General features: G+C 60.3%; 10 protein-coding genes. All 10 read left to right on the top strand.

Annotated elements, in window-relative coordinates:
• Window positions 1–1,044, top strand: a complete 1,044-nt coding sequence (locus E0L37_RS15585) for a branched-chain amino acid ABC transporter permease (protein WP_240687484.1) — start codon at window positions 1–3, stop codon at window positions 1,042–1,044.
• A complete protein-coding gene (locus E0L37_RS15580) occupies window positions 1,037–1,804 on the top strand; it encodes an ABC transporter ATP-binding protein (RefSeq protein WP_133492635.1) in 768 nt (255 codons plus the stop codon). The genes E0L37_RS15585 and E0L37_RS15580 overlap by 8 nt, the downstream gene beginning before the upstream one ends.
• On the top strand, window positions 1,791–2,498 hold the full coding sequence (locus E0L37_RS15575) for an ABC transporter ATP-binding protein (protein ID WP_133492634.1): 708 nt from the start codon (window positions 1,791–1,793) through the stop codon (window positions 2,496–2,498). Before E0L37_RS15580 ends, E0L37_RS15575 begins: the two co-directional genes overlap by 14 nt.
• Before the next feature lie 117 nt (window positions 2,499–2,615).
• On the top strand, window positions 2,616–3,779 hold the full coding sequence (locus E0L37_RS15570) for an ABC transporter substrate-binding protein (protein ID WP_133492633.1): 1,164 nt from the start codon (window positions 2,616–2,618) through the stop codon (window positions 3,777–3,779).
• A gap of 340 nt (window positions 3,780–4,119) precedes the next feature.
• A complete protein-coding gene (locus E0L37_RS15565) occupies window positions 4,120–6,204 on the top strand; it encodes a 3-hydroxyacyl-CoA dehydrogenase NAD-binding domain-containing protein (protein ID WP_133492632.1) in 2,085 nt (694 codons plus the stop codon).
• A gap of 78 nt (window positions 6,205–6,282) precedes the next feature.
• Entirely contained in the window at window positions 6,283–7,479 is a 1,197-nt protein-coding gene (locus E0L37_RS15560) for an acyl-CoA dehydrogenase family protein (protein ID WP_133492631.1), read from the top strand.
• Window positions 7,480–7,489: 10 nt separating this feature from the next.
• The gene (locus tag E0L37_RS15555) at window positions 7,490–8,629 is read left to right on the top strand and encodes an acyl-CoA dehydrogenase family protein (protein WP_133492630.1); all 1,140 of its coding nucleotides are present in this window, start codon (window positions 7,490–7,492) and stop codon (window positions 8,627–8,629) included.
• A gap of 133 nt (window positions 8,630–8,762) precedes the next feature.
• Window positions 8,763–9,791 (top strand): NADP-dependent oxidoreductase, encoded by a 1,029-nt coding sequence (locus tag E0L37_RS15550; RefSeq protein WP_133492629.1) that lies wholly within the window; start codon window positions 8,763–8,765, stop codon window positions 9,789–9,791.
• Between the two features lie 148 nt (window positions 9,792–9,939).
• Window positions 9,940–11,379: a DHA2 family efflux MFS transporter permease subunit gene (locus E0L37_RS15545; protein WP_133492628.1), complete on the top strand. Its 1,440-nt coding sequence runs from the start codon at window positions 9,940–9,942 to the stop codon at window positions 11,377–11,379.
• Window positions 11,379–12,299, top strand: coding sequence for a ketopantoate reductase family protein (locus E0L37_RS15540; protein ID WP_133492627.1), 921 nt, complete (start codon window positions 11,379–11,381; stop codon window positions 12,297–12,299). The genes E0L37_RS15545 and E0L37_RS15540 overlap by 1 nt, the downstream gene beginning before the upstream one ends.
• The last annotated feature ends 76 nt before the right edge of the window (window positions 12,300–12,375 follow it).

The following is a 12,375-nucleotide window of genomic DNA, read 5'->3' as shown; positions in this document are numbered from 1 at the left end:
ATGAATTTCTTTGTCAGCCCGGTACTGAAATGGGCCTTGCTGGTGTTGGCGGTGGTGTTTCCGCTGATCTCCGATAACGAGTACCACATCTACGTGATGGCCACCGCCTTTATCTGGGCCATCGCCGTCTACGGTATGAACATCATCACTGGCTATTGCGGCCAGCTGAATCTGGCCCATGGCGGCTTCTTCGCCATCGGCGCCTACGTGGTGGCTATCCTCACCGTGGATCACGGGTGGGCGTTCTGGCCGGCGTTCATTGCCGCCGGTCTGGCCGGGGCCATCTTCGGTTTCCTGGTCGGCGTGGTGTCGCTGCGCCTGAAGGAACACTACTTCGCCATCTTCACCTTGTGCGTGGGCTTCATCATTTACCTGCTGCTGGAAAAGTGGGAGGCACTGACGCACGGCTCCCTGGGCATCATCAATATTGCCCCGCCGGAAGGGTTCGGCTTTGTCGATTTCACCGAGACCGTGCCGTTCTATTACCTGGTGCTGGCGTTCCTGGTGTTGTCGGTGTGGCTGGTAAGTCGCCTTTCCCGTTCTCTGTTGGGCCGGACTTTCCTGGCCATCCGCATCAGTGACGACCTGGCGCAATCGCTGGGCATCAACCTGATGCGCAACAAGGTTCTGGCGTTCGTGCTGTCCACCGTTTACGCCGCCTCGGCTGGCGCCTTGTACGCTGGGGTGGTGCGTTTCATCGGCCCGGCGGAAGCGGACGTGGTGCATACCTTCGACATGATCACCTATCTGCTGGTGGGTGGCATCGGCACCTTGATGGGGCCGCTGCTCGGTACCCTGGCGATCACCTGGCTGACGCAGATGCTGCAGTCCCTGGAAGAGTACCGCATGATCATCTTCGGCCCGATGCTGGTGATCCTGGTGATCTTCTTCCCGCGCGGTATCGTCGGCGGTTTCCTGACCTGGCGCGGACGTCGCCTGGCCAATAAAGCGTCTCAACAGGACCAGGGCGGGGAATCCCAAGCCTCGACCCAGACTTCCGGCACGCCCGGCGCGGACAAACAGGAGGCCGGCAACAATGCTTAAGATCAGCAATCTGACCAAGCGTTTCGGCGGCCTGGCGGCGGTCAATAACGTCAGCGTGGAATTTCCCGCCAATCAGGTGAACGCCATCATCGGCCCCAACGGCGCTGGTAAAAGTACTTTTTTCAATCTGGTCGCCGGAGCGATGCCGCCCAGCGAAGGCCGGATCGAATACCAAGGCATGGACATCACTGGCATGGCGCCGGACCGGATTGCCCGTCTCGGCGTGGCCCGGACGTTCCAGACCACCATGTTGTTCGATCAGTCCACCGTGCTGGACAACCTGATCGTCGGTCACCGGCTGCGTACCCAGTCGCGCCTGTGGGATGTGATCATCAACTCCAAGCGCCTGCGTGACGAGGAGAAGAAGTGCCGTTCCCGCGCCGCCGAGGTGCTGGACTTCGTCGGGCTGTCCCATATCGGCCACCGCTACATCGCCGACATCAGTCAGGAAGAGCGCAAACGGGTGGCTTTTGCCCTGGCCATGGCCACCGACCCGGAACTGGTGTTGCTGGACGAACCGGCCGGTGGTATCAACCCCGAGGAAACCGAGAACCTGGCGGACCTGATTCGCAAGATGGTCAAGCACGGCATCACCGTCTGTCTGATCGAGCACAAGATGGACATGATCATGAGCCTCGCGGACAAGATCATGGTGCTGGATCACGGCGAGAAGATCGCCGAGGGAACCCCGGAGCAGATCAAGAATGATCCGGTGGTCATCGAGGCTTACCTGGGGAGTGAACAAGATGTTGAAGCTTGAAAACGTCGATGCCAAGTACGATAGCTTCAAAGCCCTGGATAACGTGTCCATGACCGTGGGGCAGGGGGAGCTGGTGGTGCTGCTGGGGGCCAACGGTGCCGGCAAGACCACCTTGTTCAATACCATCAGTGGTCTGCTGAAGCCTTCCGCGGGCAGCGTCACCCTCAATGGCGAGGACGTGACCGGACGGCGGCCCTCCGCTCTGGTGCAGGCTGGTGTGGTGCAGTGCCCGGAAGGCCGTAAGCTGTTCCCGGAAATGTCGGTGATGAAGAACCTGGTGCTGGGTGCCTACGTGCATCGCCGTGACAAGGCAGGCATCAAGAAAACCCTGGACCACGTGCTGGAGATGTTCCCGATCCTGGAAGAGAAGAAAAACCAGGCGGCGGGATCACTCAGTGGCGGTCAGCAGCAGATGGTGGCGATCGGCCGCGCTCTGATGGGGCGCCCGAAGCTGTTGATGCTGGACGAACCGTCCCTGGGGCTGGCGCCGTTGGTGGTCAAGCAGATGTTCGAGACCATTCAGACCATCAATCGTGAAGGCACCACGGTGTTGTTGGCGGAGCAGAATGCCTTTGCCGCGTTGAAAATCGCCACTCGCGCCTATGTGATCGAAAACGGTCGCCTGGTGATGGAAGGGGACCGCGACACCATGCTCGGTAACGAGGCGGTGCGCAAAGCCTATATCGGCGCCTGATCACAATCCGATTAGCGGCCTCTGGCGGCCTCTGCTCGGTGCTTTATGATCGTTAACGTGCGTTAGCGTAATGTGCTACGTCTATAACTGATCCCTACAATAAATGGGAGTGAAGTAATGAAACTGAAGAAAACGTTTGTTCGCCTGGCCACCGCCAGTGCTTTGGTTATGGGTATGGGGGCCGCCAACGCCGCCGAAGTCAACATCGGCTTTACCGGTCCGCTCAGCGGCGGCGCGGCGCTGTATGGTGAGAATACGCTGGAAGGCCTGCGCATGGCGGCCGAGGAAATCAACGCCGCTGGTGGTGTGAAAGTCGGCGGAGAAAGCTACGAAGTCAACATCGTTTCCCTGGACGACAAGTATTCCCCGAGCCAGGCGGCGGTGAATGGCAAACGCCTGGTGCAGCAGTACAAGACGCCGGCGGTATTCACTCCGCATTCCGGCGGTACCTTCGCGCTGCAGGCCTTCAATCAGCGTGATGGCTTCATCGTCATGTCCTACACCTCGATCCCGTCCGTGACCGAGAAGGGCAACAAGCTGACCGTGAAGATTCCGCCGTCCTTCACCGACTACATCGAGCCGTTCTCCAAAATGGCGATGGAAACGTCGGGCAAGAAAGTAGCGGTGGCCAACGCTACCCACGACTATGCCAAGTACTGGACCAAGGCGTTCGTGCCGAAATGGGAAGCCATGGGCGGTGAAGTGGTCGCCGACAACCCGATGGACTACAACAAATCCGCGGACTTCTACACTGGCGTGAGCAAGGTGCTGGCGGCCAACCCGGAAGTGCTGTTCATTGGTGGGGCCTCCGAACCCACCGGTCTGGTGGTGCGCCAGGCTCGTGAGCTGGGCTTCAAGGGCAGCTTCATCCTGATGGACCAGGCCAAGATCGACGAAGTGGCGAAAGTGGCTGGCGGTTTGCAGGCACTGGAAGGTTCCGTGGGGGTGACGCCGCTGGGCAGCTCCGAAATCGAAGGCGCGCGCAAGTTCGTCGAAAAATACCAGAAGAACCACAAAAACGTAGCCACCTCCGAAACCGCTTACAACTACTTCGCCATGCATATGCTGGCGCAGGCCATGCAGGAAGCGGGTTCCGTGGATGACCCGGCCAAGATCCGTGCCGCCATGCCGGCCGCTCTGGAAAAGATTCCGGCCGAGTACAACCCCTACGATGTGCACGGCATTTCCGAAAACGGCGCTCTGGAGACCGACGTGCAATTGGCCCAGGTGGTCGATGGCAAAGTGGTGCTGCGTCGCCTGTCTGATGTGCTGGGTCAGTAGTTCTTCCTAGCGCGTCTATCCTTGACCACATATTCAAGGGCACCCGGCGGGTGCCCTTGTCGTTTCCGCCCCATTCCCATGGCGTGGTTGGCTCTGTGCCATGGCATGGGTTGGGGGTATGGTACTCAAACGGAATGGTATTGCGCCGGGGCCCGGCGACTCGGAGTCATCCGCTTTCAAGCCTTGCTCCGATAAATGAAATGATATTCCGAAATAATTGATAATGGGCCGGGTTTTCTTATACTGGGAGCCCCCGGGATCTATCCCGCGCCCGTATTCCCATGGTTTCCGTGACGCTCGTCGTTCAGCACGGAGGCCGACCTTTAGGTAAGGAGGAACCATGAGCGAGGTTGTCAGCTACCGCCGTGAAGGCGAAATCGGCGTTATCAGTGTGAATTACCCCCCGGTGAACGCCCTGGGACAAGGGGTGCGCGAGGGCCTGCGGAGCTGTCTGCGGGAAGGGCTGGCGGATGATCAGGCCAAAGCCCTGGTGGTGATTGGTGAAGGCCGTACCTTTCCCGCCGGCGCCGACATCCGTGAATTCGGCAAGCCGCCGGCTGGTCCGGCGCTGCCCGACGTGATCAACGAATACGAAAGCAGCGAAAAGCTGGTGATCGCGGCCATCCACGGCACCGCCCTGGGTGGTGGTCTGGAAGTGGCTCTGGGCTGTGACTATCGCGTCGCTCTGGATTCCGCCAAGGTGGGTCTGCCGGAAGTGAAACTGGGCCTGCTGCCCGGTGCCGGTGGTACCCAGCGTCTGCCTCGTCTGGTGGGCGCCAAGGCCGCTCTCGACATGATCGTCGGCGGCAACCCGGTAAAAGCCAAGAACGCCTTGCAAATGGGTATTGTCGACGATGTGGTCAGCGGCGATCTGCTGGAAGGCGCTCTGACCTACGCCCGCAAGCTGGTTGCCGACAACGCGCCGCTGCGTCGTATTCGTGACCTGGACGTGCAGACCGAGGAAGCGGATCTGTTCGCCAACTACGAGAAATCCATCGCCCGCAAACAACGTGGCTTCAAGGCCCCGTTCCACTGCATCAAGGCGGTACAGGCGGCGGTGGAACTGCCGTTCGAAGAGGGCATGAAGCGTGAGCGCGAGCTGTTCGGCGAACTGCTGGTGAGCTCCGAATCCGCGGCACAGCGCCATGTCTTCTTCGCCGAGCGCGAAGTGGCCAAGGTGCCTGGCCTGCCCAAGGACACCCCCAAGCGTGACGTCAACCTCGCCGCCGTGATCGGTGCTGGCACCATGGGTGGCGGCATCGCCATGAACTTCGCCAATGCTGGTATCCCGGTGAAGATTCTGGAAGTGAAGGAAGAAGCCCTGGAAAAGGGCATCGCGATCATTCGCAAGAACTACGAAAACACCGCCAAGAAAGGCCGTCTGACCCAGGAGCAGGTGGAACAGCGCATGGCGCTGATTCAGCCGACCCTGAGCTACGACGATCTCGGCGACGTGGACGTGGTGATCGAAGCCGTGTTCGAGAACATGGACGTGAAGGAGGCGGTGTTCAAGGAATTGGATCGGGTCTGCAAACCCGGTGCCATCCTCGCCACCAACACCTCCACCCTGGACGTCAACCGCATCGCCAGCTTCACCAAACGTCCACAGGACGTGATCGGCATGCACTTCTTCAGCCCGGCCAACGTGATGAAGCTGCTGGAGAACGTGCGCGGCGAGAAAACCGCTGACGACGTCATCGCCACCGTGATGGACCTGAGCCGCCGCATCGGCAAGGTCGGTGTTCTGGTTGGCGTCTGTCACGGCTTCGTCGGCAACCGCATGCTGCACAAGCGTCAGGCGGAAGCGGTGCAACTGGTCAACGAAGGCGCTAATCCCGCGCAAGTGGACAAGGTGCTGTTCGACCTGGGTTTCCCAATGGGACCGTTCGCCATGTCCGACCTGGCCGGCATGGATGTGGGCTACCGCATTCGCGAAGAGCTGCGTAAGGAAAACCCGGAAAACGCGCCGGCGCGTAACTGGACCGATGAGCTGGTGGAAAACGGCCGCATGGGGCAGAAAACCCAGGCCGGGGTGTTTGATTATAAAGAAGGCGACCGCACCCCCGTGCCGTCCGCCGAGGTGGACAAGATTATCGCCAAGTTCCGTGAGGACAATGGCATCGCCACCCGTGAGGTGACGGATCAGGAAATCCTCGAGCGCTGCATGTACGTGATGGTCAACGAAGGCGCAAAGATCCTGGAAGAAGGCATCGCCGCCCGTCCGCTGGACGTGGATGTGATCTGGATCTACGGCTACGGCTTCCCGGTTTACCGTGGCGGCGTGCTGTTCTGGGCGGATCAGGTGGGCCTGAAGACGATCCACGACAAAGTCAGCCAGTTCCACCAGGAAACCGGCGATGACGTTTGGAAACCCGCGCCGCTGCTGGAAAAACTGGCCAAAGAAGGCAAAGGCTTCTACAGCTGAAGCAGACACTGAAAATCGCGGCCCGTGGATGGCGGGGTCGCGATGCCAGAGTCGTTGCGAGAACAACGAGAGGACGTTATGGATATTAACTTTACCGCTGAGGAAGCCGCTTTCCGCGACGAGGTCCGCGCCTTCCTGAAAGACAAGTTGCCAGAGGATATTTCCCGCAAGGTCAAGGAACACAAGCGCCTTGGCAAGGAAGACACGGTCCGCTGGCAGAAGATTCTCAACGAACAGGGCTGGCTGGCTCTGCACTGGCCGAAAGAGTATGGCGGTACCGGCTGGAGCCCGATCCAGAAGCACATCTTCGAGGAAGAATGTGCCGAGGCCGGCGCCCCCACGGTACTGCCGTTCGGTGTCAACATGGTGGCTCCGGTCATCATCAAGTTCGGTACCCAGGAGCAGAAGGACTACTACCTGCCGCGCATTCTCAAAAGCGAGGATTGGTGGTGTCAGGGGTATTCAGAGCCGGGCGCCGGCTCTGACCTGGCCAGCCTGAAAACCCGCGCCGTGCGCGAGGGTGATCACTATGTGGTCAACGGCCAGAAAACCTGGACCACCCTGGGCCAGCATGCCGACATGATCTTCTGTCTGGTGCGCACCGACCCGGATGCGAAGAAACAGGAAGGGATCTCCTTCCTGCTGATCGACATGAACACCCCCGGCATCACCGTGCGCCCGCTGATCACCCTGGACGGTGAGCACGAAGTGAACGAAGTGTTCTTCGACGACGTGAAAGTGCCGGTGGAAAACCTGGTCGGCGAAGAGAACAAGGGCTGGACCTGCGCCAAGTACCTGCTGACCTTCGAACGGACCGGTATCGCTGGCGTCGGCCAGTCCAAGGCGGCCCTGGCGCACCTCAAGCAAGTGGCCGCCCAGCAGATCAGCAACGGCCGTCCGCTGATCGAGGACCCGCATTTCCGCCGCCGTCTGGCCGATGTGGAAATGGAACTGATGTCCCTGGAAATGACCAACCTGCGTACCGTGGCCGCCGCCGAAGCCGGTGGGGTACCGGGCGCGGAAAGTTCCTTCCTGAAAATCATGGGCACCGAGCTGCGTCAGGAAATTACCCATCTGTTCCGCGCCGCCGCCGGTCCGTATGCGCTGCCGTTCCTCAATGAAGCACTGCACGATGATTTCGACGGCAATTATGTCGGCCCGGAGTTTGCCGCTTCGGTATCCGCCCGTTACTTCAACTTCCGTAAGCTCTCGATTTTCGGGGGCTCCAACGAAATTCAGAAGAACATCATCTCCAAGATGATTCTCGGTCTGTAAGGAGGCGATCATGGATTTCAAACTCAGCGACGAGCAGCGCATGCTCGAAGAGACCGTCGGTCGCCTGGTACGTGATACCTACACCTTCGAGACCCGCAACAAAATCCTCGAGTCCGAGCAGGGCTTCAGCGCCGACGTATGGCAACAGTTCGCCGAACTGGGCCTGCTGGGCGTGCCGTTCTCCGAGGAAGCCGGCGGCTTCAACGGCGGCGGCGCGGAACTGATGGTGGTGGCGGAAGGTTTCGGCCGTGGTCTGGTGGTGGAACCGTACCTGGCCACCGTGGTGCTGTGCGGCACTCTGGTGGACAAGCTCGGCAGCGACCAGCAGAAAGAAGCACTGGTGCCGGCGATCATCGGTGGTGAAACCCGCCTGTCCCTGGCCTTGTACGAGCCGCAGGGCCGCTACGAGCACAACCGCGTTGCCACCAGCGCCAAGAAAGACGGTGAAGGCTATGTCCTGAACGGCGAGAAAGCGGTGGTGATCAACGGTGACAGCGCCGACCAGTTGGTGGTCATCGCCCGCACCTCCGGTGCCGAGGATGATCGTGACGGCCTCAGCGCCTTCCTGGTGGATGGCAACGCCGCTGGCGTCAGCCGTCGCGGTTACCCGACCATCGACGGCCTGCGTGCCGCCGAAGTTGTTCTCAAGGATGTGAAGGTCGGCGCCGACGCCTTGCTGGGCGCGGAAGGCCAGGCCATTGACGCCTTGGAAGACTCCCTGGCGCTGGGCCTGGTGGCTCTGTGCGCGGAAGCGTCCGGGGCCATGGAAGTGGCTTGTGACCAGACTCTGGAATACATCAAGGAACGCCAACAGTTCGGTGTGCCGATCGGTAAATTCCAGGCGTTGCAACACCGTATGGTGGAAATGCGCATGGAACTGGAAAAAGTGCGTTCCATCACCATGCTCGCCGCCTGCAGCCTGAACGAGTCCCGTGAGCTGCGTGACAAGCGTTTGGCCGCGGCCAAGGCGCAGGTCGGCAAATCCGGCCGTCGCGTGGCGGAAGAAGCGATCCAGCTGTTCGGCGGCATGGGCATGATGGAAGAAACTCCCATCTCCCACTACGCCAAGCGCATCGTGATGATCGATCATCACCTGGGTGACAGCGAATACCACTTCGGCCGGCTGGAAAGCCTGCTGGACGTGGAGTAACAAAAAGGGCGGCCGCAAGGCCGCCTTTTTTCGGTTAATAGTTAATAGTGAACAGTTAACAGAGAAAGAAAAAAGACAGGTCGTTACCTATCCACTATCAATTGATTAAATAATAAAATTCGGGAGAGTTTGTATGACCGTGAATCGACAGATCATTCTCGCCAAGCGTCCGGAAGGCATGCCGGACGAATCCAACCTGGTCCTGCAGGAAGGCACCGTGCCGGAATGCGGTGATGGCCAGGTGCTGGTACGTACTATCTATCTGTCCCTGGACCCGTACATGCGAGGCCGGATGAGCGCGGCTAAATCCTATGCCGCCAGCGTCGAGGAAGGCGCGGTGATGGAAGGCGGCACCGTGGGGCAGGTGGTGGAATCCCGCCACCCGGATTTCAAACCGGGGGATTATGTGCTCGGCCGTGGCGGCTGGCAGGAGTATTCCCTGGAGCAGGGCAAGGCGCTGCGCAAGCTGGATCCGGCGCAGGCCCCCATCAGCACCGCCGTGGGTGTGCTCGGCATGCCCGGGTTTACCGCTTACGCCGGCCTGGAAGAGATTGGCAAGCCGCAAAAAGGCGAGACCGTGGTGGTGTCCGCCGCCGCCGGCGCGGTGGGACAGGTGGTTGGTCAGATCGCCAAAATGAAAGGATGCCGCGTGGTCGGCGTGGCCGGCGCCGAGGACAAGTGCCGCCAGGTGGTGGAAGCCTACGGCTTCGATGCCTGCGTCAACTACAAGGACGATGACTTCGAGAAACAGCTGGCCGAAGCCTGCCCCAATGGCATCGATGTTTATTTTGAAAACGTAGGTGGCAAGGTGTTCGACGCGGTAATGGGACTGGTCAATGATTTCGCCCGGATCCCGGTCTGTGGTCGGATCGCCCACTACAACGACACCGGCCTGCCGCCGGGGCCGGATCGCCTACCCGCGTTCATGGGCAAGATTCTGGTCAAGCGGCTGCTGCTCAAAGGCTTCATTCAGTTCGATTACATCCACCGCGCGGCTGACTTCCAGCGCGACATGAGCGCCTGGATCCGCGAAGGCAAAGTGAAGTACCAGGAGGATGTGGTTGAGGGCCTGGAAAACACGGTATCCGCGTTCCAGGGCCTGCTGCAGGGCAAGAACCGTGGCAAGTTGCTGATTCAGGTGGGAGAAGACCCGACCCGCTGATAGCGGAGTTGCTGCCACGCAAACACATCAGGCTGTATTCGCGAGCAAGCGGAGCGACGCCCGGCTCGCTTCCCACGGAGGCGGCTACGGAGCAGCTGTGGGAAGCTGGCTTGCCAGCGAATCGATGTGTAAGCGTGCAAGCGGATTTATGCCCACGATAGAACAGCTTTTCGAACGTCATGGTCCCCGCTATCGCTGGCTGGCCACTGCCACCGTGATGCTGGGCACCTTGTCCATGGTGTTGACCTCCACCATCATCAATGTGGCGGTGCCGGCGATCATGGGTGAATTTCATCTCGGCCAGGATCAGGTGCACTGGTTGTCCACCGGGTTTCTGGCCGCCATGACCGTCGGTATGTTGGTGAACGCCTGGTGCCTGGCGCGTTTCGGTTCTCGCCGTACCTTCCTGTGTGCCATGACGATCTTTATCGTGGCGTCGGTGATGGGTGGGTTCAGTCAGAACTTCGAGGTCCTGGTGGCGGTTCGGGCGGTGCAGGGCGTCATGGCCGGCCTGATTCAACCTCATGCCCTGGTCACCATCTTCCAGGTATTTCCCTGGAACAAGCGAGGGCAGGCCATGGGTATCTATGGCATGGGCGTGGTCCTGGGACCGGCGGTGGCGCCGGCGCTTGGCGGTATCCTGGTGGACACGTTGTCTTGGCGGGCGGTGTTCTTCGCCGTGCTGCCCAGCTGTCTGCTGGCGCTATTCATGGCATCGCGTTTTTTGCCCGGCACCGCTCACGCTCGTAACCACCGCCTGGACTGGTTGGGCATGATCCTGCTCGGCGGCGGCTTGACCGCGTTGTTGTGGGCATTGGCGGGATTGGCCCGGCGTGGCCTGGATGATCCGCTATTGCTTACCGCCTTGTTCGGTGGTCCGCTGCTCATGGGGGCATTCGCCGCCTGGCAGTTTCGCCACCCTTATCCGTTGTTCGATCCGAGGGTGTTTCGTTATCCCGGTTTCGCCGGTGGTTTTTTTGTTGCCATGGTGATGGGAGCGGGTGTATTCGGCTCCACCTATTTAATGCCGTTGTACTTTCAGCAGGTACAGGGCATGACGGCCACGGACGCGGGCTTTATATTGATCCCCGCCGGCATCGCCATGGCGGTTATCTTCCCTGTGTCCGGCCATCTTTCCGACCGCCTGCCAGGCGCGGTGATGATTGGCGGCGGGCTGCTGTTGATGCCGCTGAGTCTGTTGTGTTTGCGGGCGGCGGATATCGGCACCGGCATGGTCTGGCTGATGCTCTGGGTCGCCCTGGGACGAGTGGCGCTGGGATTGATGATGCCGCCGGTGAATACCGGATCGCTGGCATTGCTGCCGCCGGAAATGATCCCGCAGGGATCCGGGGTGGTGAACTTCGCCCGCCAGATTGGTGGCGCTCTGGGCGTGAACCTGAGTGCCATCTGCGTACAATTTTTCAGTGACCGTCACTGGCATGCTCACCCGGAAGCGGGCCATCCCCACGCTTTCGAGGTCGGTTTTGACGACGCTTTTTTGATTACGGCGTCGCTGTTCATTCTGGCGCTGTGGCCGCTCGCGCGAATGTCGCGTGGACAGCGCCTTAAACGCACGGAGACCTCATAATGAGTCAACAACCCCATGTTCTGATCATCGGTGCTGGCGCCATTGGCAGCTTCTACGGCGCCATTCTCAAGCGCGCTGGCTGTACGGTAAGCGCCGTGGTGCGTTCCGAGTACGAGGCTATCCGCGACGGTGGTTTTCAGTTCGAGAGTCCGCTGGGTGATATTTCCTGGCGGCCGGATCATCTGTATCGGGACGGCGACCAGGCCGACAGCAAGCCGGACTATGTGATTCTCGCCACCAAGGTGCTGCCGAACTCGGACCGCGCCGCGCTGATCCGCCCATGGCTGGGGGAGGGCACTGGTATCGTGCTGATCCAGAACGGCCTGGATATCGAGCGGGAATTGGCGGAAGCCTTCCCCAACAACCCGATCATCAGCTGTCTGGCATTTATCGCGGTCAGCCGGGTGGCGCCGGGCCAGATCAAACACAACGCCTACGGCCGCCTGGTCATGGGACGTTTCCCGGAAGGTATCGACGAACACTGTTCGCGGCTGCGGGATCTGTTCGTGGAAGGCGGCATTGACATCAAACTCACCGAACAGGTAGTGGGAGAACGCTGGCTCAAGTGCGTCTGGAACACGCCCTTCAACCCGCTGTCGGTGCTGGCCAACGGGGCCGACACCTACACTATCCTGGACACCCCGGGCGGGGAACAACTGATCCGCGATCTGATGGCGGAAGTGATGGCGGTGGCGGAAGCCGACGGCCACCCGTTGCCGCCGCATCTGCCTGACAGCAATATCGCCGGCACCCGAAAAATGCCGGCCTATAAAAACAGCATGGCGCTGGATTATCTCAATGATCGTCCGATCGAGTTGGACGCTATTCTGGGTAACGTCGTGGCGATTGCCCATCGCCTGAACGTTCCAGTACCGCGACTGGAAACCGTCCTGGTGACTCTGCGCATGCGTCAGGGCTGATCGAAAGCGCGCATCGCGGCTCGTCAGCCGCGATGCCGCATGTCCTTTCATATCGCCCTGTATCGCCTTTGTTGTT

Origin of the sequence: Alcanivorax sp. 24 (genome assembly GCF_004360225.1) — a bacterium.
GTDB lineage: Bacteria > Pseudomonadota > Gammaproteobacteria > Pseudomonadales > Alcanivoracaceae > Alloalcanivorax > Alloalcanivorax xiamenensis.
Note: the sequence above shows the minus strand (reverse complement) of the source record. Positions and strands in the feature narration are given on the sequence as shown.

What these genes read in the sequence shown, in the direction of transcription:
- E0L37_RS15570 (WP_133492633.1), top strand. Translation starts at nt 2,616, where the DNA reads ATGAAACTGAAGAAAACGTTTGTTCGCCTGGCCACCGCCAGTGCTTTG.
- E0L37_RS15540 (WP_133492627.1), top strand. Translation starts at nt 11,379, where the DNA reads ATGAGTCAACAACCCCATGTTCTGATCATCGGTGCTGGCGCCATTGGC.
- E0L37_RS15565 (WP_133492632.1), top strand. Translation starts at nt 4,120, where the DNA reads ATGAGCGAGGTTGTCAGCTACCGCCGTGAAGGCGAAATCGGCGTTATC.
- E0L37_RS15545 (WP_133492628.1), top strand. Translation starts at nt 9,940, where the DNA reads ATGCCCACGATAGAACAGCTTTTCGAACGTCATGGTCCCCGCTATCGC.
- E0L37_RS15585 (WP_240687484.1), top strand. Translation starts at nt 1, where the DNA reads ATGAATTTCTTTGTCAGCCCGGTACTGAAATGGGCCTTGCTGGTGTTG.
- E0L37_RS15575 (WP_133492634.1), top strand. Translation starts at nt 1,791, where the DNA reads ATGTTGAAGCTTGAAAACGTCGATGCCAAGTACGATAGCTTCAAAGCC.
- E0L37_RS15555 (WP_133492630.1), top strand. Translation starts at nt 7,490, where the DNA reads ATGGATTTCAAACTCAGCGACGAGCAGCGCATGCTCGAAGAGACCGTC.
- E0L37_RS15560 (WP_133492631.1), top strand. Translation starts at nt 6,283, where the DNA reads ATGGATATTAACTTTACCGCTGAGGAAGCCGCTTTCCGCGACGAGGTC.
- E0L37_RS15550 (WP_133492629.1), top strand. Translation starts at nt 8,763, where the DNA reads ATGACCGTGAATCGACAGATCATTCTCGCCAAGCGTCCGGAAGGCATG.
- E0L37_RS15580 (WP_133492635.1), top strand. Translation starts at nt 1,037, where the DNA reads ATGCTTAAGATCAGCAATCTGACCAAGCGTTTCGGCGGCCTGGCGGCG.